The following is a 25,187-nucleotide window of genomic DNA, read 5'->3' on the forward strand; positions in this document are numbered from 1 at the left end:
ATGTCTGAGGGAAGGAGATGAATGGACCAGGCGGAGGCGAACCGCTTCCCGCCGTCGGTGTGATCGGAGGCGGACCGACCCGTCCCCCCTTCGACGACTCTCTGTGACGGGAATCAGGCATCGTCGGTTGCCGTCTCCCGGATCCCGTCGTCGACGGCGTCCAGGCGTGTGACGAGGTCGGCATGGTGGGCGTTGAGGTGGGGGCGCATGTCAGAGAGAGGGGCAAGGAGTTCGGCGGCATCGGTGGCCCCGAGGGCGACATGCAGAGCGTCCTGAACCGGGCGCGCTTCGGGCGCGAGGTGAGCGAGCGCGGTGATCTGTCCAGCCAGACGACGCAGGTCGGCGGCGTTGGCGCGGGCCCAGGTGACAGCGGCGCGCTCGGCGGCCCTGGCCTGGCGGGTGGCCGTCACGCGTTGCTCACCGGTGGTGCCGGCGGTACCGGGGCGGCCTCGCAGGTATCGGCGTTCGGCGGCCTGGCGGCTGGCGACGCCGAGGGGACGCGCGAGGTCGGCCCAACTGGCGCCCGCCTCGCGGGCGGTTTCGATCAGGCCGGTCTCCCAGCCGGCGAGTTGCTCACGCACCTGCCGAAGCAGCATGAGCGAGGCCAGCGCCTGCTCGGGGCCGGGGCCGACGGAGTCATGGTTCTCGCGCCGGGCCTCGCGCAGCGCGTCGTCTATGGCGGCGAGGGCCGCGGCGGCGGCAAGAAAGGAGGCCGGGCCGTGGCCGTCGGTGCTGGTCGAGGACGGCTGGTCGGCTGCGGTCATGGTCACCTTCCTCGGGTGGTCGTCACATCGACGACATCACACCTGTCGTCCATCGGATGACATGTTAGCGTCCCTGCCGCCAGCGGTGGGTCGACTCGATGTCGCCGCCGGCCACCGCGACGGACGGCTCTGTCCACTGAGCCGGAGGACGATCTCATACGCGATGTCACTGAGGCTCTCCCCCCGTCACGACGTAGTGCTCGCGGCCGGGTAGCCCTCGCCGGCGCCACGGACGGCGACGGAGACGACGGCTCCTCCGAAGGGCACGGGACGATGTCGCAGGTCAGAATGGCGCGTCGGGTCGATCGGACGGAGGGCCCGGCTCACAGCTACTGCCGATGCCGGGCCGTGGCGGGGCTCCTAAGCTGGAAATGCTCGGGACCCGCCGGAGGTGTTCATGTCCGCGAGCACAAGCGGGGGCGCTGCCGGTCGTAGGTCGGTCGCCCTCCGCGTCCGCCCGCGTCGGCCGCACCCTCGGCGAACGATCATCAACGTCACCGCAGACCGGACAGGAGACCGATCATGATCGGACCACGGATCGCCGGTGGCCTGCTGGCAGTCGCCACGCTGGCCACGGCCACCGCCTGCGCAGGCCTGGATCCGAGTGCACGGGCTGAGGAAGCACCGGTGGCCGCGGCATCGACACGCCCCGCCGATCGCCTCGAACCGCTGCTCCAGCAGGCTCTTCCGCAGGTGAAGGGCAAGACGTTCACCGCGGCGATCGTCGACCTCCCGCCCGACGCACGCGCCGCGCCGCACCGGCACGGGCAGGCGTTCGTCTACGCCTACGTCCTCGAAGGCACGGTGCGCAGTCAGCTCGACGGCAAGCCGGTGACCACCTACCACCAGGGGCAGAACTGGGCCGAGCAGCCGGGCGCCCATCACCTCCTGACCGAGAACACCAGCCAGACCAAGGCGGCGAGGCTCCTGGTCGTCTTCGTCTCCAACACCGGGGACAGCCTCAAGTCGGACGACCCGGGGTCGTAGTCCGGAGCGGACGACGGGCGCCGATGCGGCTGCTGAGGAGCAACGGGGCGAGGCCCGGCCCCACATGGCGTAGCCCTGGCGGCAACCGCGACCGTGCCGACCTACGGTCGGGATCACAGGTCACTCCACCAGGGGGCACAAGAATGAAGACAGCCGTGATCGGTGGCACCGGTTTCGTCGGTACGAGACTCGTGGAAAGGCTGCGATCGACGGGGCACGAGACGACGTCCCACGGCAGGTCCACGGGTCTCGACCTGCTGACCGGCGCGGGACTGCCGGATGCGCTCCGCTCCGTCGACGTCGTCGTGCTCACGATCGACGCGCCGTCCTTCGACGCGGCCGCCTCCCCGTTCTTCCGCAGCACCACGCAGAATCTTCTCGACGCCGCCGGAAGGGCGGGCGTCGGCCACATCGTCCTGCTGTCGATCGTAGGGATCGACCGGGTACCGGGAGTCGACTACTACACGGCCAAGATCTCGCAGGAGGACCTGGTCAGGTCGGGCCCGATCCCCTCCTCGGTCGTACGGGCCACGCAGTTCATGGAGTTCGTCGAGCCCATCATGTCGTGGACCAGCGACGGTGACGTGGTTCGCCTCCCCACGACCCGGCTGCAGCCGATCGCCGTGGACGACGCCGTCGGCACGCTGGCCGACGTGGCGACCGGCACACCCGTCAACGGCATCGTCGACGTCGCCGGACCCGACGTCTTCCCGCTGGACGAACTGGGCCGCATCACTCTGCGGGCGCGCGGTGACGAACGCACCGTCGTGGTCGACGAGTCGGCGGGTCTGTTCGGCGCCGTCCCCGAAACCGCCATCATCGCCCCGCCAGGAGCCCGCATCGGAGCCGTGCACTATTCCGACTGGCTCACCAGCGGACCTCCGGTGTCATAGGGCCCGTCTGACCATTCCCGTCGTCGCCCGGAGGGCGGCCTCGCGGCGCCCGGGGCGTCCGGCTCGGCGACGCGTGCGGCGGCCATGGCCCTGCGCGAGTACGGCCGCGTCGTCCTCGCACAGCTGCTCACACCTGTACGAACAGCTTCAGGCGTGGCGCCCGGCCTCCGCGAGGGTGTCGCGGACCTGTCGGCTCACGCGGGCCGCGTCCTCCGGGTTGTTGACCACGTCGGTGTTGTTCATGTCGATGATCAGAACTTCACTGGCCGAGTAATGCGTGTGTACCCACTCGTCGTAGCCGGACCACAGCGCCCGGTAATACTCGACGAGAGCGTCGTCCTGCTCGAAATTGCGGCCCCGCAGCCCGATGCGACTCATCACCGTGTCGAAGCTTGCCGTCAGATAGACCATGAGATCGGGTGCCTTGCGGTAGGGCAGGTCCTCGATCTCGCGCATCATCTCGTCGAGCAGCCCCTCGTACACCTGCATCTCCAGGGCGCTGATCCTGCCCAGGTCGTGATTGACCTTGGCGAAGTACCAGTCCTCGTAGATGGACCGGTCGAGAACGTTGTCGTTCTGCTTGTACGCCTCCTTGATCGAGGCGAAACGGGTCCGCAGGAAGTACAGCTGAAGCAGGAAGGGATAGCGCTGTGCCCGGATCTCCTCGGGGCTCGCTGTGTAGAACAGCGGAAGGATCGGGTTGTCGTCCACGCTTTCGTAGAAGACCTTGCTGCCCAGCTCCTTGGCGAGCAGTTCGGCGACGCTCGTCTTGCCGATCCCGATCATGCCTCCGACGACGATCACCGACATGCCTCACTTCCCCAGGGGTCTCATGGCCGCGAGCGGGGTCCGCCGACGACCCTCAACAAAACCACGAGGCACCGCAGAGGCACAAAGGCACCCCTCGGTGGCCGTTCCAGGCCAGGACGACCAGTGCGCACCGGCGGTCAGGAGGCCGCTTCGGCGGGCTGGGGCCGGGCGTCGAGGAGTGGGCAGCCGCGCAACGCACCGTCCGCGGTGTGGCAGTCCCAGTCGAAGATCGCGAGAAGTTGTTGGCGGGGGTCGGCGGCGGCCGACGGTTCGGCAGGCAGCAGGCCGTCCTGGAGTTCGCCCAGGTAGGCGTGCGTCATCGGCGGCCTCCGGGCAGGCGGGAGACAGCACGGCACCGGACGGGGACAAGCTTCCACGCTGAACCGGGCCGGCGAAGGTGAGCAGTCGAGAGATCTTCGAGCCGCGGCGTCATCGCCGAGAGCCTTCAGGCGCCTTTGGCGCCAACCTCCTCCAGGCTGTCGTCAACCCCGGTTCACCCGTGGGGATTGCTGCCGTACCACGACGTGCCGTGGCCCGTGCGCCTGCCGTAGCGTTCTGGTAATGCGCCTGCCAGGTGGAACGCGGCAGGCCGTACCGGGGAGAGGACGGCGTCGGGGTGGTCGGAGATGAGCGGGAGCGGCGCGCTTGTGCGGCGCCGGCCGACTGTGTCCTTCGAGCGGCTGCGAAAGCGGCGACCGCGGGGCCCCGGCAACCGGGCGCCCGCCCCACCGTCAGGCACCGCTGAGGCGTGCTCGGCCCTGCTGTGCGCCGGGTCGGAACGGCAGGACGCGAACGAGCGGGATGCTGGACGGAGGCCGGCCGTCGCCGCTCCCCTCGGCTCGGCCGGTCTCGCACCCCTTCCGTGGCGGTGACAGACTGCGCCTTTGCCCTGATAATTTCAGCAACGCGGTTATCACCTTGGTGACGACGTCAAGTCGTTCTGCAGGTAGGGTCGTTGGCAGCTCCCCAGGAGGTTGGGCGTGACTGGTCCCCGTTCCAGCAGCAACGCACCGACGGCCGTTCGTGAGATGCGCGGGCATCGGCTGCAGTGCGTGCGGCTCGCGTCGTCCGGCCTGGGCCACGGGATACGAAGCGCTTGTGCGGCGGACCGGACCGCGGGCCGTTCGCCGTGACGAGCCCGCTCGTCGGCGACCGTTCCGCCGTGGCCGCAGGGTGACGGGCGGTGAACGGCAGGGACTGCAGTGGGGTCCCGTTCCTGGCCTGCGGGCTGACATACGTACACGCACGAAGGGGAGAACATGACCACCAGTCAGGCCGGCCGGGAACTCGACACGAGCAAGGCGCACTCGGCCCGGATGTACGACTACTTCCTGGGCGGGAAGGACCACTTCGAGATAGACAAGGAAGCGGCCCTGGTCGCCGCCACCGCCCACCCCGGCATCTATGTGACAGCCCGCGAGAACCGGGCGTTCATGCACCGTGCCACCCGTGTCCTCGCGCAGGAGCACGGCATCCGCCAGTGGCTCGACATCGGCACGGGCATCCCGACCGAACCGAACCTGCACCAGGTCGCCCAGTCCGTCGCGACCGATGCCCGCGTCGTGTACGCCGACAACGACCCCCTCGTCCTGAAGTACGCCGAACGCCTCATGCGCAGCACGAAGCAGGGACGTACGGCCTACGTCGAGGCCGACGTCAGAGACCCCGACGCGCTGATGCGCGCCGTACAGGACGCGGGCGTCCTGGACTTCGACCAGCCCGTCGCGCTCTCCCTCAACGCGCTCATGCACTTCATCACCGACCCGCACGACCCGTACGCCATCATCCACCGGCTGCTCGACCCGCTTCCGGTCGGCAGCGCCCTCGCAATGAACCACTGCACGCCTGACTTCGATCCCGATACCTGGAACAAGGTCGCGGAGGTCTACACCAAGTCCGGGGCACCCGTGCAATTCCGTTCCCACAGCGACGTGCGCCGTTTCTTCGACGGACTCGACCTGATCGAGCCCGGCATCGTGTGCTGCCAGCGCTGGCGGCCTGCCGGACCGGCCGATGGCACGGAGCCCACGGACGCCCAGATCAGTCTGCTGGCGGGCGTAGGCATCAAGCGCTAGGCAGTGTACGGGCGATCTTGTAACGGAGTCGTGGGGGAGGGCGGCCCGGTGTGCCGGTCAGGTGGGGTGCGGCCGGCCGGTCGGGTCAGGCTGCCGGAGACGTGTGCACGGCCTCGGCCGCCAGCCGGAGATTCCTGATCATCGGATTCAGGTCGCCCCTGCGGCTGGCCAGGACGACCTGGCTGGGAGGAGCGCCCTCGACCGGGACGGTCACGAGGTTGGGACGCAGTGAGCTGCGCCGGTCGCCGACCGGGAGCACGGCGATCGCCCTGCCACTCGCGACGAGTTCGAGCTTGTCCTCATAGCTCTCGATCGGCGGCACACCGGCCCCGAGGATCCGGTAGGAAGTCCAGTCCGCGGTCTCGAACGCACAGGGCGCCGCCTCTTCGCCGGCCAGTTCTTCCGCGGTCACCGACGTGCGGCCGGCCAGGGGATGGCCGCGCTGGACCACGAGCATCCGGGGCTCCTCGTACAGCGGGGAGGTGACCACGTCGTCGGTGGGGAGCGGCAGCGGGGCCCGCGCGATGAGGGCGTCGACGTGCTTGTCGGGCAGCGCACCGACGTCGCGGCAGCTCAGGTACCGGGTGGTGATCTCGGCGTCCGGGTGACGGCGGCGCAGTTCCCGTACGACGGCAGTGATCACCAGGTCTTCGACGTAGCCGATGCTGATTCGTCCGGTCTCGGCTTGTTCGCGTACGGCCAGCTCGGCCTGGCGAGCTGCCCGCAGCAGGGCTCGGGCCTGAGGGAGGAACCTCTGGCCGGCCGCGGTGAGCCGGGTGCCCTGGGGTACGCGGTCCAGCAGTCGTACGCCGAGGTACTTCTCGAGCCGCTGGATCTGGCGGCTCAGCGCCGGCTGGGCCACATGCAGTTCGGTGGCCGCCCGGCCGAAGTGCTGGTGCGCGGCCACCACGGTGAAGTAGCGCACGAGTCGCAGTTCCAGATCCTGTCCGAGATCGTTCACATCGCCAGCGTAACGCGCCATGCCTTTTCGGAATGATCAGGTTGCCGAACCGGTCTTGGACGGTCATGCCGCCGTGGGCCTTGACTGAAAGAGCGACGTGATCCCGGCGTTTTCCAGGAAAGAGACAGGCGTGATGAAGGCGATCCAGTTCCACGAGGCGGGCGGCCCGGAAGTCCTGCAGTACGACGAGGTTCCGGTTCCCGGGACCGGTCCGGGGGAGGTGCTTGTCCGGGTGCACGCGGTGGGCGTCAATCCGCCGGACTGGTACCTGCGTGAGGGGATGAAGGTCATGCCGGCCGAGATGAGGCCGGCACTGGAATACCCCCTGATCCCCGGAACGGACATGTCGGGCGTGGTCGAGGCGGTCGCTCCGGATGCACCGGGGTTCGCCGTCGGTGACGAGGTCTTCGGCATGCTGCGTTTCCCCGGATTCGACGGCCGGACATACGCCGAGTACGTGGCCGCGCCGGCTTCGGACCTGGCCCACAAGCCGACCGGACTCGACCACGTACAGGCGGCCGGCGCCCCGATGGCCGCGCTTACGGCCTGGCAGTACCTGGTCGATCTCGGCCACGACGTGCCGTCTCCCTTCACCGGCCAGGTACACCAGCCGGTGCCGCTGACGCCGGGCATGACCGTACTGGTCAACGGGGCCGCCGGGGGAGTGGGCCACTTCGCCGTCCAGCTGGCGGCATGGAAGGGCGCCCACGTGATCGCAGTGGCCTCGGGACGCCACGAGCAGTTCCTGCGCGAACTCGGCGCCGACGAGTTCATCGACTACACCAGGACACGTGCCGCGGACGTGGTCAGCGGTGTCGACCTGGTGATCGACACGGTCGGTGGCCCGGACAGCTCACGCTTTCTGAGCGTGCTCAAGCGCGGCGGCACCATGCTTCCGGTGTTCTTCGCCCAGTACGACCCCGAAGAGACGGCGAGTCTGGGCATCAGCGTCTCGAACATTCAGGTGCGGTCCAACGGCGCTCAGCTCGCCGAGATCGGGCGCCTGCTGGGGGAGGGCAGGCTCCAGGTCGGGGTGGACAGCACCTACCCGCTGTCCGAGGCGCACAGCGCACACACGCGAGCCGCGCAGGGCCACATCCAGGGGAAGATCGTGCTGACGGTGGCCCCGTGAGCGCCGACCTCCCGCCGGTGGTGGCGAGGCACTGTTGTGGTCACGACGAAGGGTGGCGGATCGCCCGGATCACCCTGACACCGGCGTACTCGATCGTGGCCCCGTCGGACGCGCTGCTCAGTCGAAGACGGCGCAGTTGACGGCGTCCATGAGGGCCGCGCCGGTCTGGTGTGCCTGTTTGCCGAGGGTGGAGGTGGCGAAGAAGAAGGCGGCGGTGCGGCGGCCGGTGGAGTCGGTGACGTTGTAGGTCGCATAGCCCGGGACGATGCCGACATGGTCCCAGACCGTGCCGCAGTCGGTCTTCGCCCTCTCGATGCCCAAGCCGTAGCCGAGCTCCTCCGGGTCATCCGGCCCGCTCTCCGGCACGGTGGTGCGCATCTCTGCCAGTTGGGCGGCGGGCAGCAGACGGCCCGACATCAGCGCGCCGTAGAAACGGGACCAGTCGCCGGCGGTGGACACGATCGCGGCATCCGCTCCGTCGGCCGTGACGTAGTCGCCGGTGACGTCCACGTGGTCGTCGTGCCGCGGTCCGGCGTAGACCCTGAACTCCTCGGGGACGTCCGGTGGCATGTGGGCGGCGTCAGGTTCGTAGCCGTGCGCGTGCCGGTCGCGCCAGGCGGGGCCGGTGGCGTAGAAGGTGTGCCGGAGCCCCAGGGGCCCGGCGATCCGGTCCCGCACCAGCGCCGCGAGGCTCTTCCCGGTGGCCTTCTCCAGGACGGCGCCGATGGCGATGTAGTTGGTGTTGCTGTACGACCACTGGGTGCCGGGCTCGAACAGTGCCGGGTGTCCGCTCACCAGGCCCAGGATCTCCCTCGACGTCCACACGTGGGAGTCCCGGCCGGTGAGCGCCGGTGCGAGGGCGGGGTCCTCGGTGTAGTCGAACAACCCACTCGTGTGGTTGAGCAGCATGCGCAGGGTGATCGCCCTGCCGTTGCGCACCTGGCCGGGCAGCCACTTGCCGACGGGGTCGGTGAGGGCGAGTCTGTGCTCGGCGACCAGTTGCAGGACGAGGGCGGCCATCACCGTCTTGGTGTTGGACGCTTCCCGCACCTCGTCGTCCGCCCTCAGCCGATGGTCCTTCTTCGTCCAGGCGGCCTGCTCGGAGATCTCGATGGGCCTGCCGTGACCGTCGTCCACCCGCACGATCACCCCGGGTACTCCCTCTTCCACCAACTTCCGCGCCAACTCCCGCAGACGAGCGCGTGTTTGCGCAGTGCCGTCGTGCCGGGCCTCCGAGACCGCCCGAGAGCCGACGGCCGCACTCCCGCGGACCGCGTCCGCACGCGACGGGGTCGCGGCGAGGGGCACGACGAGGGCCGCGGACACCGCGACGGTCGCCATCGCGCGAAACCCCGCCAGTCGCGGGCGCCGTCGAACACGCACCTTCACCTGCACTTCACGCTCCTTCGAGACTCCGGGAAAGCCGATGGGCACGATCGGTGTACGGGGAGGAGAACAAGGCCCGTGGTCCCGCGAGTTGGCGCCCAGCCCCGGGACGAAGCCGATACCGGCGGGCTTTGTACAGCCCTGGGGAATCCTTCGGAGGGTATCCGACGGCGGGGAGAAAACGAGGACGTTTGGTTACTCCAGCACCGCCCGCGCCGCGCCCAGGGGGCTCGGGGCCGCCGCCGGCCGTATGTGGGGTCGTTCACCCGCCGGCTCCAGCAGGGCGCAGATTTTTCGCGGCTCGCGACAACCTCGGGTGGGTCCGCACGTCTGGTGGGGTGAAAGGCGGTTTCCGGGACGGGGTTTGCGGTCCGGGCGCTGTCTGACCTGTCAACGTTGTCTGAACTCTTTGGAGTCGTTTCCCATGCGGCATTCCCGCGCCAAGAAGTCGAACCGTCCCCTGCGCACCTGGGTGCTGGGGTCGGCTGCCGGTCTCGCCCTGGTGGCGGGCGGCGGCATCGCCGCTCAGGCGGCCACCGCCGGCCACGCCCACCCGGCCAAGTCCGCGCCGGCCGAGCCGAAGGCCGTCCCGTCCGCTCCGGGGACGCACACCTCCGGCGACAGTGACCCGTCTCCGGTGCCGGGTGACGCGAACGGCAAGCCGTACCCGAAGCCCGTCCCGTCCGCTCCGGGGACGCACACCTCCAAGGGGACACCCTTTTCTCGGGTGCTGGGGAACGAAAAAGGAACCCCCCACCTGGGTCCCACGGCCCGCGAAACAACAACCAAGGAGTGCGGGGGGCCCGACCGGGCCCCCCCCCCCCCGCACCCCTGATCCGAACGAGGACGATGCAGCTCACCCTTGCCCAGCCATGGTGGGTCCGGCTCCTGCGCCGCACCGGGACCACCCCCTCTACGGCGCCGGGCGCGCCGCACCCCGGCCGGCGATTCCGGCACCTGCGTCCGGTGGCGGACCGGGACGGTGAGGAAGGTTCCCCCACACTCGCCGATCTGTACCGGACCCGGCGTCTCGACATGGTCCGGCTGGCGGCCTTCCTGGTGGACGACCTGCACACCGCCGAGGACGTCGTCCAGGATGCCTTCGCCGCCGTCTGCCGCCGGCACGGCGAACAGCTGGACGACCTCGAGGACGCGCACGCCTACCTCCACACCGCGGTGGTCAACGCCGCCCGTTCGGTGCTGCGCCGGCGGCGCACCGCGCGCACGTACACCCCGCCGTACCAGGGCCCGGGAGCACCGGTCGACGAACTGCTGCTGCTCGCCGAGGAGCACCGACAGGTATTCGACGCACTGGCCCAGCTCACCGCCCGCCAGCGTGAGGTACTGGTTCTGCGCTACTGGTCCGACCTGAGTGAGGCGCAGATCGCCGAGACTCTCGGCGTGTCCCGTGGCACCGTCAAGTCCACCGCGAGCCGTGCGCTCGCCACTTTGGAAGGACTCCTGGAGGTGGACCGATGAGCAGCCGGGCGCCGCTCGAGGAACGGCTGCGCGCCGCGCTGGAAGCGCGCGGGCAGCTCATCAGCGCTCATGACCTGTCGCCGGCCCGGCCGCCGGCCGGCAGGACCTGGGGCACACGCCGGATCCGGCGGATGCTGTCCGTCGCCGTCGCCGCCACTGCGGCAGCCGCGGCCGCCGTCGTCCTCCTGCTGTCCTCCCACACCCCGGACCGCCCCCGCCCGGCACCACCCGCACAGCACTCCAGCCCCACCGCGACCCCTCCCTCCACCGACCCGCAACCGGTGCCCTCGGCTGTCGCGTCCGTGCCCTAGCAGGGGGTCCTGGGGGATCTGGTGAAGGGTGGGCCCGCTGTATCAGCCGGTGAAGGTGATGTACTTCCAGGCGCCGTGGGTCGTGGAGTTGACCGTGTCGCCGGAGGAGGAGTTGATGTACGAGGAACGCACCCGGGCGCGGACCCCCGATGTGCCCGGTGCTTCCAGGCTGACCGCCGACCTGCCGTTGGTCGCCAGGGCGAAGTAGCCGGAGGCGGAGTCGTACCAGCGGCCCTGGTAGTACACCTGGACCTGGAGGCGCTGCTTGCGCCCCTTGTAGTAGGTCATGGTCGTGGTGAACACCGGGTCGGTGTTCTTGTGGAAGTAGGAGTACGTCGTGGAGCCGATCCGGCCCGTCTTGTAGTGCTTGGAGACGGTGGTGGACACCTTCACGTGTGCGTACGCGGTCGAGTTGACGGTCTTTCCGGCGTACCGGCCGTCCCCGGTGAAGACGGCGCTGACGGTGGTGTCGCGGGTCATGTCGACGGTCGCCGACAGATTCCCCTTGGAGTTGACCTTGGCGGTCCTCAGCAGCTTCTTGGGCTTGTCGGAGCCGAAGGGGTCCGCGTAGATCGCGACGGTACGGTTCTTGTACGTCGTTCCCAGGTGCGCGGTGAACGTGACGTCTGTGCCGTACGAGTACATCTTGCCGTTGTTCGTCAGCGTCAGCGCGGTCGCCCTGCGGGCGACCGTGACCGTGTCGGATCCGGTGGTGGAGCTGTGGGCGGTGTCGCCTGTGTAGGACACCCTGTAGGTGACCTTGCCGCCGGCCGGCGGGGTGTCGGTGAAGGAGAACCCGCCGTCCGCCTTGGTCGTGACGGTGGTCAGCGCCTTGCCGGTGGGGGACTCGACGTCCGTCCGGGTCACCTTCAGGCTTGTGCCCGCGGGGACCGGCGTCTTCGAGGTCAGCTTGCCCGTGACGGTGAGCTTCTTCGCGCGGTCCGACGTCGCGGGGGCCGCCACCGTGAGGGTGGGCAGCTCCTTGGTGGGGTCGGTCAGGACACGCAGCGTGTAGGTGCTGGCGGTGTTGACCGAGACGGCGAAGAGGCGGCTCTCGTCGGGTGCCCAGGCGAGCGCCCCCTCCACCAGGGTGTCGGCGCCACTGCTGTCGCCGGTGTTGGGGAAGTCCCACTCCCGCAGGGGTGACGCCGCGTCGGGGCGGTAGACGTGCACGTCGGGTTCGTACCAGGATTCGCTGCCGCCGGCGACGGTGCCGTCGGGGGCGACTCGTACGGCGTTCGGGTAGGGGTCGATCGGATACCCCGCCGCCGTGGACAGGTCGGTGGCCGAGTAGGCGCCGATGCCGTAGCCGCGGTCGGGGTCGCCCCAGGAGGTCAGGACCCGGCTGCCGTCGGGCGTCAGGTCCAACTGCCGCACCGAGGTGTCCATGGAGCCCTTGACCCGAAGCGAGGCGCCGTCGCCCGACACGTCGTAGACGGCGAGAGCGCCGCCGTTGCCGGCCACCAGGACGCCGGGGACCGCCGGGTCGGAGGCCAGGAACATGCCGAAGGCGCCGTAGAAGTCGACGTCACCGCGTTGGCCACGGTGGACGACGGGCTCAGGACCGGAGAGGTCCAGGACACCGATGTCGGTGTTGTAGGTGAACCAGACCCTCCCGTCCACCACCTCCAGGTCGCCGGGGGGCCCGCCGACGGAGTAACTGGCGGTCTGGGTGTACGTGCTGGTGTCCACCGAGACGATCCGGTAGCCGTTCTTCACGGCCGCGTACACGTGCCCGGAGTCGGCGGACAGCGCGAGACCGCTCACGCCGGAGAGACCGGTCAGCGTCGCCTGCACGACGCCCGTGTAGTCGGTGACGACGATCTTGCCGCCGGTCGGATCCGAGATGTAGACGCGCCGGTGAGCGCCGTCGACGACCATGTCGGCGACGGACTTCACCCCAAGTGTCTTCGCGGAGTCGGCAACCGCCGGGACTGCCGTGCCCACTTCCAGAGCGACCGAACCGAGAGCGACCGCGAGCGTCGTCGCGACCGCGATGCTGCGCCTGCGCACAGTGATGTGAACCCCCACAGAAAAGCCCGGAATCCCCGGGCACGAACGAGCAGGCCGCGCGTCCCCCCTTCGCACCAGGACGGGTACGCGGACATCGCGGGAGTCGCAGCATAAGGCACTCGACCGGCATGTCCACGCCCATTATGTGACCCTGCGGAACATCCGGGCGGGCCGCGCCTGAACTGGAGGGCACCGGAGCCCACATCGCGCATGCGAACCGTTCTCGGGAGACGTGACGAGGGCCGGGGAGCCGGGTCACGGTCCGAGATGAACGATCCCGAGGAAGGGCCTGTCCGACGGCACGTCGGCACCCAGGTCCCGCACAACCTGGTGCAGGGCGAGTGCCGCACGCTCCGGACGGAGCTCACCGTCCGGGCCGGCAAGTTGTCGGTAGAACTCGACGGCGATGTGTTCGGCGAGATCGTCCGGGACAGGCCCCAGCAAGGCGATGACGTGGCGGCAGCCGGTCGCCTGGAGGCGCGCGGCGATCGACCAGGGATCGTTTTCCGGTATCCCGTCGATCGACAGGTAGGCCAGGGCTGCGCCCGGGACGTGCGGGAAGGACGTGGGCTGTCGATGCGCCGGCCCCAGGATCGCCAGAGTCCCCGAGTGACCGAGGTGATCACTGACATGGCCTACGACGTGCAGGAAGGAGTGTTCGGACAGGAGCCGCGGCAGGTGCCCCCGGGCGGGCGCCTGCACGAGAAGGGATCGCGGCACTGTCCGGGCGACGCGTTCGGCCTCCCTCGACCCGCGCCCCGGATCGGCGTCGCTCCCGGTCACCACCAGCATTCGGGGGGGTCCCTCACGGTGACGCGAGTGCCTTTCGTCGTGGCGAGCGTTCAGAAGAGCCCGGATGTCCGGCGTGTAGGAGGACACGACATGGTCCGTCGTGGACTCCCCGTCGCCGCCCGCCAGATGCAGGGGAAGTCCCGCGAAGGCACCGGTCGGACACCACCAGAGGCGGGGCAGGGTCTCTGACGACTGGAGGTGACGGACCCTTGTGTACAGCTCGCCCGGCGCCCGGCCGTTCTCGTACAGCCCCAGCGAGATCAGGACGGGCCGTACGGTCGTGTGCCAGAGCCACTCCAGATCCAGGCGGATACGGTCCTGCGTCTCACGCGTTCCGCGGTACGCCTGCCGGTAGCGTTCGGCGCGCGCCGTGACCTTCTCCAGCCCGACGTCCGGCAGCGGAACGACCACCGTCCCGTTCCTGGTCAGCAGGAGCGCGTCGCAACGTCGGCCGGCGGCATTCAGGACCACCAGGGGACCTTCGCCTGCCACGTGGCTCAGCAGGGCATCGGGGATGGGCCTGAGGAAGCCCTCGAATCCGGGCAGGCCGCGCACTGTTGCGATCACCGCGTCGATGCGGCCGCGTCCACGGCTGCGGAACTCGGGTTGTCCGACGTGGCCGGGAGCCAGATCGGCGACGGCCCACAACTGCTTGATTTCCGCGGCGAGCTGAGGCGAAGCCGCTTCCAGCCGCGCCATCTCGACGTGTTGGTCTCCGTGCCACGAGCCGATCACGGCGCTGCGCTGTTCCAGGAAGACCAGGGCGCGCTGCGGATGCCCCGACTCGATCGCGTATGCCGCGGCCTCCCGGCACCGCTCCTCGAAGCCTGCCAGCAGATGCGGGGGGTCTCCGGTCGGCAGGGCGAACGCCAGGAACAGCTCTCCGAAGATCAGTTCGTGGCTCCGCATGACCTCCTCGGAATCCTGGAGCCGGATGGCGAGGTCCGACCATGCCATGGCCGCCCGGAAGCGGCTCAGCGGTCCCAGACCGGAGGTCCGCGCCACCTCCTTGAGCACCTCGGCCGCGCGTCCCGCCGCGCCGATCATCAAGTCGGGGCGGCGTGCCAGCACATGGGCGGCGGCGAGCCGTTCGAAACGATGACGTCTGGAGGTGTCCGTAGGATCCCAGGGGCTCTTGGCGTACGGCGCGTCGAGCAACGTGAGCACACGGTCGAGGGCTTTGGTCCGGCTCTCCGCGATCTCCTGACCGAGCAGGGCCGAGGCGTATTCCTCCGCCAGCCTCATGCACCAGTCCAACGAGGCGTATTCGGGCGGATCTTCGAGTACGGACCGGAAGCAGCCAAGCGCGCGGTCGATCGCCTCTGGATGGGCGTTCTGCTCGAACCGAAGCGCCCAGCACTCACCGAGCAGGGCGCGTCCTTCGTGCACGCGGCCCGGCGGCGCGACGAACACGGGCCCGACGATGTGCGCTTCCCTGCGAGCGGCCCGGTGGCGCTGGTCCCCACTGCCTTCGAGGGCGTGGGTGACGGCACTCTCGGCGACCGCGGTGGCCCGCTCCAGGTCGGCCTGGGTACCGCCTGTTCGGAACCGGGCGAGCAGAGCGCGGGCCAGTCCGAGTAGCGCCGGTTGGTGCAGCGTCGAATGCTCGGGGAGGGCCTTGAGGCACTGTTCGCCGAGCGTCACAGCCTCGTCGATGGCCTCCGTTCCCGCGCCGACGGCATGCCGGAGGTGGTGAAGCCCGCTGAGGGCCAGCCGCAACCGCGCCCTCAGAAACCTGTTGTCGGCCGGTGCCAGTCGAACCGCCGAACGGGATCGGTCGAGGGCTCGTTCGAGGGAATCGGGATGCGCGCCGTCCCAGAAGCGGGCGACTTCCATCGAGGAGCGTACGGCCTCCCACTCGGCCCTGCGGGACGGATGTTCGTCCTCCGAGCGCGCGTTCAGCAGTCGCTCGGCACGGTCAAGTACACCCGCTTCGGGTTCGTCCGCGTGCCATGCCACCAGAACCCGGGCCAGTGGCAAAGCCACCACGGGCCAGGAGAGGGAACTGCGGGACAGCACGATCTCACCCAATTCCGTCACCCTTGTGAGCAGTGCCGGCTGCGGGTGGCACTCGTGGAGCGACAGGCATACGTCGAGGAGTTCGCCGACGAGACGTCCGGCGTCGGGCTCTCCTGCCGCGGCGGCGGCGAGGTCCCGGTCCAGGCCGTCGACCAGGACGTCCAGTGCGTCGGCCAGATGGCGCGGCTGGCCGTCCTGGAGGAACCGTCCATGGGTGGCGGCACCCACCACGGTCCGTGCCCAGGTGTCCGTCTGGCCGCCGCGACCGATTCGCGGCCGGCCCAGGGCGATGGCCTGCTCCAGGGCACGCCGGGTGCCGGCCCGACGGCCGTAGGCCGAGAAGACTTCGGCGATCGTGAGGGACAGCTCGGTGGGGAACGCCGACTCGGAGACCATGGCGGCCAGATCTTTGGCCAGTGCGTACGCCTGCCGTAGGTTCCCGAAGTCGTCGTCGCGCCGGAAGCCGTCCAGCGCCTCGCGCACCGCTCTGGTCAGGACCCGTTCCGCGTCCGGCGACATCCCGTGCTGCCGGACCCGATCCAGTGCGGCGGCGATCTCCAGGACCGGGTCCTCGCCGCGCGCGGGCACCTCGGGCGCGGTGGACGAGTCGGCGGGGCCGATCTCGTAGACCCACCCCGCCCCCGTACGCAGAGTCACCGGTCCCGGCCCGACCGACAAGCTCCTCTCCTCGCCGTCGGCCAGACGGACAGTCCGTGTGCGGCCGTCCCAACCGACCTCGACCACCCGGGGGTGGGTGTCCGGGACGAGGATCGCCGCTGCGGCGCGTCCGCGCGGCGGACCGAGCCAGAGCCGGCCGCCCTCACGCCGTACACCGAGGCCGGTTTCTCCCACCGCGTCGGAGATGGCCGCCACCACGGCCAGATCGGCCCCGGAGCCCGGACCGGATTCGAGTCGCGGTCCGAGGGGCCGCACTGCATTGGCGAAGGCCCAGGCGCTGCCACTCGAACGGACCTCTTCGGGTAGCCGCTCCCAGGCACCGGCGAACCAGTCGGCCAGACCGGAACGCCCCTCCTGTACCAGCGCGTGCAGGGCCCGCCCGAGATAGCGGTCCGCCGTCGCCGGGTCGCCCGTCAGGCACGCCCAGGTGATCCGCTCCTCCAGGGCGAGCGCGGGAGAGAGTCCGCTGTGCAGCCGGGTGACGATCTCCTCGACCCTCCGCAGCCGGGGTTCACCCTCCAGCCGCGCCACCAGCGCGGCCCGCAGACTCGGCAGACACTCCGGGCGCAGCGCGACCGCCTCGGAGGACCTGGCTCCGATCCAGTCGCAGAACCACAGATCGGCCTCGTCGGCCGCGCTCAGATGCGGCAACAGGCCCAGGCGAACAGCCCTGATCAGTTCGGGTTCGATCCGGGTCGCGAAACTGAGCAGCGTGGCCAGTTCGAGTGCACCGGAGGGGGGAGGGGACGGCAGTTCGAAGTCCGTCACCGGCGGCACCTCGGGTGACCCGTGCGACGGCCGTCGGCTCGCCGACGCGGTCACCGTCCGCTCACCCCCGTCCGTCCGGCCGTGGTGGCACGGTCCCAGTGGATCACAGGACAGAGCCGGGAAACCCAGTCAGGGCGCCGTTCCGGTGGATACGGGCACAGCGCGGCGATGCCGCAGCCGGCCCGGGTGACGACGGCGGCGAACTCCTCCCACTCGTCCCGGACAGCCCGGCGAGGGTCGTCCAGGGGGCCGCCGATGCCGAAGTCGGTGAGCAGCAGCACGGGTCGGCCGGGCTCGGGCGGACGGTAGCCGGTCCTGGTCCAGCGGGGGCCGGGACCGGTACCGCGGAGCGGGACGTCGGAGAAGAAGCCGACCTCCACCAGCCGCTCGCCCACCACCGCCCGGATCGTCTCGGCCAGCTGATTCTGGTCGCGCCGGAAGGGCTGCATCCCGCCGCCCCGGTCCACCAGCACCTGCACCCCGTAGCGGAGGGTCGGCACGGCCAGCCGCGGAAACCGGTCCACCGGCCGGCCACGGGCGATGAGGTCGGTCAGCGCGGCGACGTCCACCGGGCCGTCGCCCACTCGCCGGGACACCACGGACCGCAGGATGGCGCCGGTCCAGCGCGGCACGAGCAGAGGCAGGTGTGGCAGCCGGGCCGGGTGTTCCGCCGGGAACGGAAGGCGCTCGTCCGGCTCGTCCAGGCTGTCGGGCAGGAGGACCGCTTCGACGCGCACCGGGCTCAGCAGCGGCGGACCCGCTCCCTCGGTCTCGGGTCCGGGCGGGGCGTCCGCCGCCGGTTCGAGGGCGTCCGGATCGGGTTCCGGGCCGCGTTCGGGTACTCGTGGTGGCCCGGGCGTGGACGGCCGCCCGGCGGTGGTGGGGTCGGGAGAGCCGTCACCCGGTTCACGCTCCACGGACGGGTCGGGAGACGGAGCGGCGACGGACGCGAGGCCGAGGAGTTCGAGCACCCGCGCCTGTTCGGCCTCGGTGCGGGCGACCGCGAGGGCACGGACGGCGTCGCCCGTCCAGATCGCCGGACGCATCCCGTCAGCCCTCCCGCCGCGCGGATTTGGCCAGGGTCAGGTTCCGCACGAGGGGCCAGTCGGGGTGCCCGGGTTTCCTGCCCAGGGCACGGCAGGCCCGGAGCGCGTCCAGGTATTCCGCGGTGCTGGGCAGCCTCTCCCGCCGGACCGAGCCGTCCGCGCGGGCTTCCAGCAGCGCGTCGGCCAGCGCGTCCATCAGGGCGTGCGTGGCGTCGTCCACGAGGACACCCTCGTCCCGCAGATGCAGTTCGGCGATCCGGATCAGGCTTTCGCGGGTCGGTTCGGGCAGGGTGTAGGTCACACAGCGGCGCAGGAAGGCCTCGGGCAACTGCCGTTCCCCGTTCGTGGTGATGACGACGAGCGGCGGACCGGCCGCCGTCTCGCGCCGGACCCTGGTGCCTGTCTCGACGACGGTGAACTCCTGCGAACCCAGCGGCACGAGAAGGCTGTTGGGGACGTCCGGGTCGGCCTTGTCGATCTCGTCGATCAGGACGACGGCGCCTCGCGTCTCGTGCTCGTCCCGCGACCGGTCGTACGGATCACCGTACGGTTCGCCGTGCGGCAGGGACTTGAGCAGGCCGCCCCTGGTGCGGGCGGACTCGGGGGCGAATGCCCACCACAGGACGCCGGGCCGGACGTATACACCCTCGTGCAGGCGGCCCTGGTGGACCTGTGCGTCGGCGAGCCTGCGCACGCTGTCGAAGGTCCACAGCAGATCGGTGGCCTGGGTCCGGGAGGTGACCACGTGCTCGTAGTAGCGCAGCCCGTGCTGCCGAGCGTGGTAGGCGGCGAGGGAGGACTTGCCCGATCCGGGGTCGCCGCTCAGCAGCAGTGGCCGATCGGTGGCGAGCGCGACGTCGATCGCCAGCCGGAGGTCGTCCGACAGGTCGTAGACGCGGCCGTCCCTGCGGTCGGGCCCATGGGAGACGAAGGAGGTCACGAGGGTTCCTGACTAGTGGCGGCCGGTGAGTTTCTTGCGGATCTTCGTCAGTTCGGTGTTGCGGTGCCTGGCGAAGTTCTCCTCGTCCGGACTGAGCGGCGGACTCAGCACAAACGCGTTGCCGAAGGCTCGCACCGTGTCCTCCTCCAGGGGCGCGGCGCCGGTGGTCACCAGCAGGATCAGCCAGGAGAAGTCGCTGTGCAGCAGCCGGGCGGCCTCGGCCAGAGTCTGGTTCGGCGGGCGGCGCCCATTGATCACCAGGTAATGGGTGGCGCGCCTGGCGATGTCCGGCGGGAGCCATCTCTCCTCTTCCGCGTCGATGTCGAAGAGGCCCTTCCACATCGAGTCCTCCAGGTCGGCCTTCAGCTCCGCCGCGGTCCGCTCCCCGGTGGGCATGACCCCGTAGACGGCCGTCTCGTAGCCGGTGACGGCCGCGCAGGTGGCCCGGCGTATGTACTGCTCGGCGGTCCTGTCCTGGCACGCGTTCAGCAGGATCGTCATCTCCTGAGGCGTCGCACCGGGGCCCGGCAGCAGCCCGCGAGCGGCCTCGGCGTCCACCCACGTGACGGCCAGTTCGGCACAGAGGCGTTCGAGTGTCTCGTCGGTGAGGGCCGGAGCCACCTTGCCGACTGCCTGGATCACACGGTCGGCGGGCGCCACCAGGAACTGGTGAGCCAGGAACAGGTGAGCTCCGTGCCGGTCGGTGCAGGACCGGTACTCGTCCTCGGAGGACAGTTCCCGCGCCGCGTCGTCGAGCAGATGGGGGTCCTGGGCCGCCTTGGCCAGATACGCCGCCAGCCGCCGCAGCCAGTCGCTCATCGGGTTCCCCGGGTTCCCGTCGGCCAGCACCGCCGGCATCTCGGCGAACCGGTCCAGTACCTGCCGGGCGAGATCGTCCACGTCCGGTTCGGCACCGCGCGGCGTGCGGGCGAACTGGATGGGGTTCAGTTCCTCCAGCCCGGCCATCTTCACGTCCTTGGACCGCAGGCCGTCCATCAGGACCGGTACGACGAAGAGGGGCGCCCCCAGCGCGCGGCGCCACATCAGGATGTTGACCTCGCGCCGTACCCAGGTCGACGCCAGCGCCGGCCTGTTCAGCAGCACCACGGCCGCGTCGCAGCTTGCCAGCCAGTCGACGACCACGGGACGCCACTCGTCACCCGACGGAATGTCGTTCTCGTCCACCCGCGCGACGTGGTTCTTGGCCGTCAGCCCTGCCACGACGGCCTTCAACACGCCCTCGGCGAAGTGGTCGCCGCGCGCGCTGTGACTGATGAATACCTCCCCCATCCCACAGATTGTGATCCATGAACGGTCGTGAGGCGACGGACTCTCACAATCCGGCGTCGAACTCCGGTTTGGCGACGATGATCCGCCAACGACGGTTCTCCTCACCGAGGGTCGCCTCGGTCCGCAGGACCAGCGCGCGGAACTCGGCCTCCGCGCCGGGGCGTGCGGCGTCGGCGAGCAGGAAGCCCAGAGCCTGCTCCCGCTCCAGCAGCTCCCGCCGGGTCTCCCGGTAGGAGACCGCGAGTCGCTGCGAGGCCAACAGGTTCTGCACCGCCAGTGCCAGATTGCACAGCGGCGGAAAGCCCGCCGCCAACAGTGCGACCGCCGACGCGGCCGTCGACGGTCCCTGCCCGTCCCGGCCGGCGACCAGCAGTGCCCCGTAGACCATGGCGACGCCCACGGCGCCGAGTACGGCGGCCTTCGCTATCCGGCCTGTGATGCTCTCGCCGCTGTCGCACTTCTCGGCCGCGAGTTCGAGGAACAGCGCCTGACGCCGGATACGGTGGTCGAGATAGGTGCGCATCACCTCTGCGAGTGCGGCGGGACCGGTGACGTCGGCGCTGTCCCGTCGCCGCCAGAGGTCATCCCGCCAGTCTCGCTCGCTGCCGTCCGGAGCGCGGTCGCCGAGGCGGCCGAAGGAGAGCAACTCGGCCAGGTCCGCGGCGGCCAGCCGGGCGAGCCGTGCGTCGCGAATCCGTTCGGTCTCCTGACCGGACCGGTCCAGATACGGTCCTACAGCGGTGAGGAGCAGGAACATCTCCCGGCGGAACAGCTCAGCCCGGACCCGGCTGGTCACCCAGGGCCGGGACGGATCCTGCTCGGTCCACACCGTCCAGACCATCCAGAACAGCAGCAGGCACTCGGCGCACACGAAACCGACGCCGAGTCGGCTGTCGTCCAGGAAGACGGTCTGCACGGTGAGGAACACCACGGCCAGCGCGGGCAGTGCGGCGAGGCGGATGCCCTTGGCCCGAAACCGGCCCTGATGATCCACCGGGTCCTCGCCCGTCGGGCGGCCCAGGACGTAGGGGTAGTCGATGGGCCGCCGCACGGAGGCGTCCGGCTGCCAGGCCTGGCGGCGCTGCCGGCTGGACCTGCGGCGAGCCCGGTGCGCCAGCTCCCGGCCGAGCAGGTAGCCGCAGTCCAGGCAGACCAGCAGCCACACCGCGCCCACGACCGGGAGCGAGACCAGCCAGAACGTTCCCCGCAGCCATACCGTCAGCGTCACCCAGCCGGCGAGCACCACGCAGGCACCCGCGATCACGCCGATCCGAACAGCGGTCCGCACATTTCCTCCCCGGATGTTGCAACGGGGGACGGTACCGCGGGCGACGACTCCGCCGTGAGGGGATCCAGGACTCGGCCGAGCCCCTTCGGTCCCCGTCAGCGTGCCCGTTGCCGTCCGCGGCTGGACCAGTACGGTTGGTGGCTTGGGTTTGTCCACTTCCCCTCGCCCAGGTCGATCCAGGTCAGCGGTCTTCAGTTCGGATCCATGCGGTTGCGGTGCGAGACAGGGATGCTGACAGAGTATGGGCAGTACGTTCCCTTCGTAGCTCTGTGAGGCAGCCATCGTCACCGGGAGTCAGCCCATACTGGAGGATGTCGTCGCCCCCGGGCTGGACGTCGTCTTCGTCGGCATCAATCCGGGTCTCCCGTCGGCACTGCGGGGCCACAACTTCGCCACCCCCGGCAACAGGATGTGGCCGGCCCTGCACCGCTCCGGTTTCACCGCGTTCCGGTTCCGGCCCGAGCAGGAGCGTGACCTGCTGGCGCTGGGGCTCGGCATCACGAGTATCGTGCGCAGGCCGACGGCCCGCGCCGCGGAGCTCACGCGCAGTGAGTACATCCGGGGAGGCGAGGACCTGCGCCGCCGGGTGGAGGTCCTGCGCCCGAGGTGGCTCGCTCTGCTGGGTGTGACCGGGTACCGCGCGGCCTTCGGAGTCGGCGACGCCGCCGTCGGTCCGCAGGCCGCGTCTATCGGCGGCACCCGTGTGTGGGTCCTGCCCAACCCGAGCGGTCTCAACGCCCACTACCCGCCCGCGGCTCTGGCCGTGGAATTCGCCAGGCTCCGGGTCGCCGCCGGTCTGCCCGACCGTTCCGGCCTGCTCGGCGACGGACCCTTCGACGCCTCCTGACCGGGTCCCTCACCACACTCCTCATGACTGCCGCCATCATCACGCCACTGGCCGTGCTGCTCGACATCGGCTCCTTGATCCGAGGCATCACCTTTGCCCAGGCCTGTGGTGGCTGCACACCTTCGGCATCAGCGCCTGACATCTTCACAGCACCCAGGTCCTGGCAGCGCGCCGCGAGAGCCAGTACCGCGTCAGGCCTCGTTCGGGCTGGACGTCCCCCGTCCCTCCCCTGCCTCAGTTGCCGGAGACTGGAGAGAGCGCGGACGGGTGGTCAGAACCCGATACTCCATCTGTCCCAGTCGGGAAAGACGATGGATCGTCGGGCACGTCCCGCTTTACGGTGACGCCATGAGCGAACATCCGGAAGCACCTGTCACGCCCGTCCAAGCCTATGAACCTCCGTACTACGTAGCTGTTTTCACTGCGGTGCGAGCCCGAGAGCAGAGCGGCTACAGCGAGACAAACACTCGCATGGAAGACCTGGTGAAGGACATTCCCGGGTACCTGGGCATGGACCATGCGCAGACTCCTGGCGGGCTGGGCATCACCGTCGGGTACTTCCGGGATGCCGACGCCCTCACGGAGTGGCGGACCAACGCCGAGCACCGCGCAGCACAGAGGCGCGGGCAAGCCGAGTGGTACCAGAGCTACACACTGCACGTGGCGAAAGTGGAACGGAGCCACGGATTCACGCGAGCGTAGATCCTACGGAGCCTGGCAGCAGGCTGCGGCGCTGACCTGGCCCACCATCGCGGTCGCGAACGGGTCGGCCGTCCCAGAGCCTCCAAGACAAACGAATCCGTATCTGGCTGTCCGGCCAGCCCAACGTCCCCCTGGCCCCGGAGCCGACAAAGCGGGCTCACCCTGCCGGATCCTCGGCGCCCTCCAGGACCTGCTGAGCTGCCGGACCGGCATCCGCAACAGCACCACCTGCCACCAAGCTCTGCCCAGCAGAACGACTCCGAGGGCAAGGAAGACCTGACGGAGTACACGACGGGGGGCTCGGCGTAACCGAGCCCCCCCCGAGAAGTCCGGTCCGGCTGCTCAGCGGACCCGGATGAAGACCACGTCGTAACTGCTGTTGCTCGCACGCGACTTGACGTAGACGCCGTCGCTGCCGCCGTTGGGGTTGCTCGTGTTGCCCTCGACGGTGGTGAAGGACGACCCCGACACCGTCCGCACGATGCCCATGTGTTCGTTGCCGCCGGTGAAATCGCTTCCGCCGTCCCAGTCGAAGGCCACGATGTCACCCGGCTGCGGACTGGTCGTCACCGACAGATGGTAGTTGCCGGCCCGCGCCTGCTTGACCCAGCCCGACACATAGGAGTTGCGGTAGGAGGTGGCTCCGGTCTGCTTCGCCACCCAGCTCACGAAGGTCGCGCACCAGGCGTAGTCGCTGGTGGACAGCGAGAGACCCACGGCCGAGCCGTAACTGTTCGCGCGGGCGCTGCCCTCGACGGTGCCCACCTCGGCCTCGGCCACGTCGAGGATCTTGGCGTAGCCGCCCCCGGGCGCGGGAGACGACGGCGGCGTCACCGCGCCGTACAGGGCGGCCTTGGTGTTCGGTCCGACGTGGCCGTCGACCGAGAGGCCCTTCTCGGCCTGGAAGTCCCGGACGGCGCTGTCGGTGAGCGGACCGAAGTCGCCGTCGACGGCGAGATCGGCACCGTGGTGGTTGAGCAGGCTCTGCAGTTCCGTGACGCAGCCGCTGCGCTGTCCCTGCACGATCTCGGCGGGGCAGGAGGCGGAGGTGAGGTTGATCGGCGCGGGCGCGCCGCTGCCGCCGCCACCGCCGATGTTCGCGTACAGCGCGGCCTTGGTGTTCGGGCCGACCTGGCCGTCGGCGGTGAGACCGCCGGAGGACTGGAACGCCTTCACCGCTGCCAGGGTCTGCGGGCCGAAGCTGCCGTCGACGTCGAGGCTCTGGCCCTTGCCGTTGAGCAGGGCCTGCAGAGTGGCGACGCAGCCACCACTGTGGCCTTCCACGATGTTCTCCGGGCAGGACGACGACCTCAGGTCCAGGCTCGTCGACGGAGACTCGTCGTCGTCGTACAGTGCGCGCTTGGTGTTGGCGCCGACCTGGCCGTCGGCTGTCAGTCCGTGGGAGGACTGGAAGCTGCGGACGGCACTCGCCGTGCCGGGGCCGAAGTCCCCGTCCACGTCGACCGCGTAGCCGAAGTGGCCCAGCAGCCGCTGGAGTTCGGTGACGCAGCCGCCCTTGTCCCCCTGGACGATGTTCGCGGCGCAGGAGGAGGACCGGAGGTCGATGGCCGCGGGTGCCGTGCCCGCGGTCGCATACAGCTTGCTCTTGGTCTGGGGGCCGACCCGCCCGTCCACGGCGATCGCGGTGGCGGCCTGGTACTCACGGACGGCGTAGAGCGTGCTCGACCCGAACTGACCGTCCACGACCAGACCGGCACCGTGCGCGTTGAGGAGGTTCTGCAACTCGGTGACGCAGCCGCTCACCTGACCCTGCACGATCTCGGTGGGGCAGGACGCGGAGGTCAGCTTGACGGCGACCGGGGCAGCGTTCGCCGGTCCCGCACCGAGCACGATGCCGGCCGAGACCATCGCGGCGGTGGCAGCGAAGGTCCCGACGCGGATCCGCCACGTCGTTCGGGTGCGACGTGCGTTGCGGTGCCGTGATCTCTCGTCTTCGGCGGGAACGAGGAATGCGAGTCTTCCCATGGTGGCGAGGTTCTCCTTCG

21 protein-coding genes are annotated in these 25,187 nt (G+C 70.0%); 9 read left to right on the plus strand and 12 right to left on the minus strand.

Translation table 11 applies throughout. The features are described 5' to 3' along the window. Positions 1-113: 113 nt before the first annotated feature. Positions 114-764: a type III effector protein gene (locus tag ACZ4O3_RS07790; protein ID WP_467721578.1), complete on the minus strand. Its 651-nt coding sequence runs from the start codon at positions 762-764 to the stop codon at positions 114-116. Between the two features lie 522 nt (positions 765-1,286). On the opposite strand from ACZ4O3_RS07790, the gene ACZ4O3_RS07795 reads away from it, so the two are divergent. Both ACZ4O3_RS07795 and ACZ4O3_RS07800 read left to right on the plus strand, forming a co-directional pair. Next, positions 1,287-1,751: a cupin domain-containing protein gene (locus ACZ4O3_RS07795; RefSeq protein WP_362713650.1), complete on the plus strand. Its 465-nt coding sequence runs from the start codon at positions 1,287-1,289 to the stop codon at positions 1,749-1,751. Positions 1,752-1,894: 143 nt separating this feature from the next. Continuing rightward, complete coding sequence (locus ACZ4O3_RS07800; RefSeq protein ID WP_467721579.1) at positions 1,895-2,644, plus strand: SDR family oxidoreductase; 750 nt, start codon at positions 1,895-1,897, stop codon at positions 2,642-2,644. 147 nt (positions 2,645-2,791) lie between these two features. Here ACZ4O3_RS07800 and ACZ4O3_RS07805 read toward each other — a convergent pair whose 3' ends face one another. Together ACZ4O3_RS07805 and ACZ4O3_RS07810 are read right to left on the minus strand one after the other, a co-directional pair. Next, entirely contained in the window at positions 2,792-3,454 is a 663-nt protein-coding gene (locus tag ACZ4O3_RS07805) for a deoxynucleoside kinase (protein ID WP_467721580.1), read from the minus strand. Between the two features lie 137 nt (positions 3,455-3,591). After that, a complete protein-coding gene (locus ACZ4O3_RS07810; protein WP_467721581.1) occupies positions 3,592-3,774 on the minus strand; it encodes a hypothetical protein in 183 nt (60 codons plus the stop codon). Positions 3,775-4,713: 939 nt separating this feature from the next. Here ACZ4O3_RS07810 and ACZ4O3_RS07815 point away from each other — a divergent pair. Beyond that, positions 4,714-5,529, plus strand: a complete 816-nt coding sequence (locus ACZ4O3_RS07815) for an SAM-dependent methyltransferase (protein ID WP_467721582.1) — start codon at positions 4,714-4,716, stop codon at positions 5,527-5,529. A gap of 85 nt (positions 5,530-5,614) precedes the next feature. Here the strand turns inward: ACZ4O3_RS07815 and ACZ4O3_RS07820 are convergent, their stop codons facing one another. Continuing rightward, the gene (locus ACZ4O3_RS07820; RefSeq protein ID WP_362713641.1) at positions 5,615-6,490 is read right to left on the minus strand and encodes a LysR family transcriptional regulator; all 876 of its coding nucleotides are present in this window, start codon (positions 6,488-6,490) and stop codon (positions 5,615-5,617) included. Positions 6,491-6,623: 133 nt separating this feature from the next. Between ACZ4O3_RS07820 and ACZ4O3_RS07825 the strand changes: the two genes are divergently transcribed. Then, on the plus strand, positions 6,624-7,622 hold the full coding sequence (locus ACZ4O3_RS07825; protein WP_362713640.1) for an NADP-dependent oxidoreductase: 999 nt from the start codon (positions 6,624-6,626) through the stop codon (positions 7,620-7,622). Between the two features lie 117 nt (positions 7,623-7,739). On the opposite strand, the gene ACZ4O3_RS07830 is transcribed toward ACZ4O3_RS07825, so the two are convergent. Continuing rightward, on the minus strand, positions 7,740-8,771 hold the full coding sequence (locus ACZ4O3_RS07830; protein ID WP_467721583.1) for a serine hydrolase domain-containing protein: 1,032 nt from the start codon (positions 8,769-8,771) through the stop codon (positions 7,740-7,742). A gap of 661 nt (positions 8,772-9,432) precedes the next feature. Here ACZ4O3_RS07830 and ACZ4O3_RS07835 point away from each other — a divergent pair. The 3 genes from ACZ4O3_RS07835 to ACZ4O3_RS07845 are packed head-to-tail and all read left to right on the plus strand — an operon-like array spanning position 9,433 to position 10,798. Beyond that, the gene (locus ACZ4O3_RS07835; protein ID WP_467721584.1) at positions 9,433-9,843 is read left to right on the plus strand and encodes a hypothetical protein; all 411 of its coding nucleotides are present in this window, start codon (positions 9,433-9,435) and stop codon (positions 9,841-9,843) included. A gap of 14 nt (positions 9,844-9,857) precedes the next feature. Next, the gene (locus tag ACZ4O3_RS07840) at positions 9,858-10,487 is read left to right on the plus strand and encodes a SigE family RNA polymerase sigma factor (RefSeq protein ID WP_467721585.1); all 630 of its coding nucleotides are present in this window, start codon (positions 9,858-9,860) and stop codon (positions 10,485-10,487) included. Beyond that, on the plus strand, positions 10,484-10,798 hold the full coding sequence (locus tag ACZ4O3_RS07845) for a hypothetical protein (RefSeq protein ID WP_384990114.1): 315 nt from the start codon (positions 10,484-10,486) through the stop codon (positions 10,796-10,798). The genes ACZ4O3_RS07840 and ACZ4O3_RS07845 overlap by 4 nt, the downstream gene beginning before the upstream one ends. 42 nt (positions 10,799-10,840) lie before the next feature. Here the strand turns inward: ACZ4O3_RS07845 and ACZ4O3_RS07850 are convergent, their stop codons facing one another. From ACZ4O3_RS07850 to ACZ4O3_RS07875, 6 genes are all read right to left on the minus strand, one after another. Further along, positions 10,841-12,811, minus strand: a complete 1,971-nt coding sequence (locus ACZ4O3_RS07850) for a YncE family protein (protein ID WP_467721586.1) — start codon at positions 12,809-12,811, stop codon at positions 10,841-10,843. Between the two features lie 255 nt (positions 12,812-13,066). Further along, entirely contained in the window at positions 13,067-17,068 is a 4,002-nt protein-coding gene (locus tag ACZ4O3_RS07855; RefSeq protein WP_362713154.1) for a hypothetical protein, read from the minus strand. A gap of 50 nt (positions 17,069-17,118) precedes the next feature. Then, positions 17,119-18,114 carry a hypothetical protein gene (locus ACZ4O3_RS07860; RefSeq protein WP_467721587.1) on the minus strand — a complete coding sequence of 332 codons (996 nt, stop codon included), beginning with the start codon at positions 18,112-18,114 and terminating at the stop codon, positions 17,119-17,121. A 4-nt stretch (positions 18,115-18,118) separates the two neighbouring features. Beyond that, entirely contained in the window at positions 18,119-19,054 is a 936-nt protein-coding gene (locus tag ACZ4O3_RS07865; RefSeq protein WP_467721588.1) for an AAA family ATPase, read from the minus strand. Positions 19,055-19,066: 12 nt separating this feature from the next. Beyond that, on the minus strand, positions 19,067-20,344 hold the full coding sequence (locus ACZ4O3_RS07870) for a toll/interleukin-1 receptor domain-containing protein (RefSeq protein WP_467721589.1): 1,278 nt from the start codon (positions 20,342-20,344) through the stop codon (positions 19,067-19,069). Positions 20,345-20,387: 43 nt separating this feature from the next. Next, positions 20,388-21,632 carry a hypothetical protein gene (locus tag ACZ4O3_RS07875; protein WP_467721590.1) on the minus strand — a complete coding sequence of 415 codons (1,245 nt, stop codon included), beginning with the start codon at positions 21,630-21,632 and terminating at the stop codon, positions 20,388-20,390. A gap of 304 nt (positions 21,633-21,936) precedes the next feature. Here ACZ4O3_RS07875 and mug point away from each other — a divergent pair, with 304 nt between their 5' ends. Together mug and ACZ4O3_RS07885 are read left to right on the plus strand one after the other, a co-directional pair. Continuing rightward, positions 21,937-22,479, plus strand: a complete 543-nt coding sequence (mug, locus tag ACZ4O3_RS07880; protein ID WP_467721668.1) for a G/U mismatch-specific DNA glycosylase — start codon at positions 21,937-21,939, stop codon at positions 22,477-22,479. Positions 22,480-22,827: 348 nt separating this feature from the next. Further along, positions 22,828-23,181, plus strand: a complete 354-nt coding sequence (locus ACZ4O3_RS07885) for an antibiotic biosynthesis monooxygenase family protein (RefSeq protein ID WP_467721591.1) — start codon at positions 22,828-22,830, stop codon at positions 23,179-23,181. 342 nt (positions 23,182-23,523) lie between these two features. On the opposite strand, the gene ACZ4O3_RS07890 is transcribed toward ACZ4O3_RS07885, so the two are convergent. Beyond that, positions 23,524-25,167, minus strand: a complete 1,644-nt coding sequence (locus ACZ4O3_RS07890; protein WP_362713144.1) for a peptidoglycan-binding protein — start codon at positions 25,165-25,167, stop codon at positions 23,524-23,526. Between the last annotated feature and the right edge of the window lie 20 nt (positions 25,168-25,187).

It is taken from the genome of Streptomyces sp. NPDC026515 (assembly GCF_055567595.1).

Excerpts from the sequence above, each read along its gene's own strand:
- ACZ4O3_RS07790 (WP_467721578.1), bottom strand. The coding sequence starts at position 764 with ATGACCGCAGCCGACCAGCCGTCCTCGACCAGCACCGACGGCCACGGC.
- ACZ4O3_RS07795 (WP_362713650.1), top strand. The coding sequence starts at position 1,287 with ATGATCGGACCACGGATCGCCGGTGGCCTGCTGGCAGTCGCCACGCTG.
- ACZ4O3_RS07800 (WP_467721579.1), top strand. The coding sequence starts at position 1,895 with ATGAAGACAGCCGTGATCGGTGGCACCGGTTTCGTCGGTACGAGACTC.
- ACZ4O3_RS07805 (WP_467721580.1), bottom strand. The coding sequence starts at position 3,454 with ATGTCGGTGATCGTCGTCGGAGGCATGATCGGGATCGGCAAGACGAGC.
- ACZ4O3_RS07810 (WP_467721581.1), bottom strand. The coding sequence starts at position 3,774 with ATGACGCACGCCTACCTGGGCGAACTCCAGGACGGCCTGCTGCCTGCC.
- ACZ4O3_RS07815 (WP_467721582.1), top strand. The coding sequence starts at position 4,714 with ATGACCACCAGTCAGGCCGGCCGGGAACTCGACACGAGCAAGGCGCAC.
- ACZ4O3_RS07825 (WP_362713640.1), top strand. The coding sequence starts at position 6,624 with ATGAAGGCGATCCAGTTCCACGAGGCGGGCGGCCCGGAAGTCCTGCAG.
- ACZ4O3_RS07835 (WP_467721584.1), top strand. The coding sequence starts at position 9,433 with ATGCGGCATTCCCGCGCCAAGAAGTCGAACCGTCCCCTGCGCACCTGG.
- ACZ4O3_RS07840 (WP_467721585.1), top strand. The coding sequence starts at position 9,858 with ATGCAGCTCACCCTTGCCCAGCCATGGTGGGTCCGGCTCCTGCGCCGC.
- ACZ4O3_RS07845 (WP_384990114.1), top strand. The coding sequence starts at position 10,484 with ATGAGCAGCCGGGCGCCGCTCGAGGAACGGCTGCGCGCCGCGCTGGAA.
- ACZ4O3_RS07860 (WP_467721587.1), bottom strand. The coding sequence starts at position 18,114 with ATGCGTCCGGCGATCTGGACGGGCGACGCCGTCCGTGCCCTCGCGGTC.
- ACZ4O3_RS07870 (WP_467721589.1), bottom strand. The coding sequence starts at position 20,344 with ATGGGGGAGGTATTCATCAGTCACAGCGCGCGCGGCGACCACTTCGCC.
- ACZ4O3_RS07885 (WP_467721591.1), top strand. The coding sequence starts at position 22,828 with ATGAGCGAACATCCGGAAGCACCTGTCACGCCCGTCCAAGCCTATGAA.
- ACZ4O3_RS07890 (WP_362713144.1), bottom strand. The coding sequence starts at position 25,167 with ATGGGAAGACTCGCATTCCTCGTTCCCGCCGAAGACGAGAGATCACGG.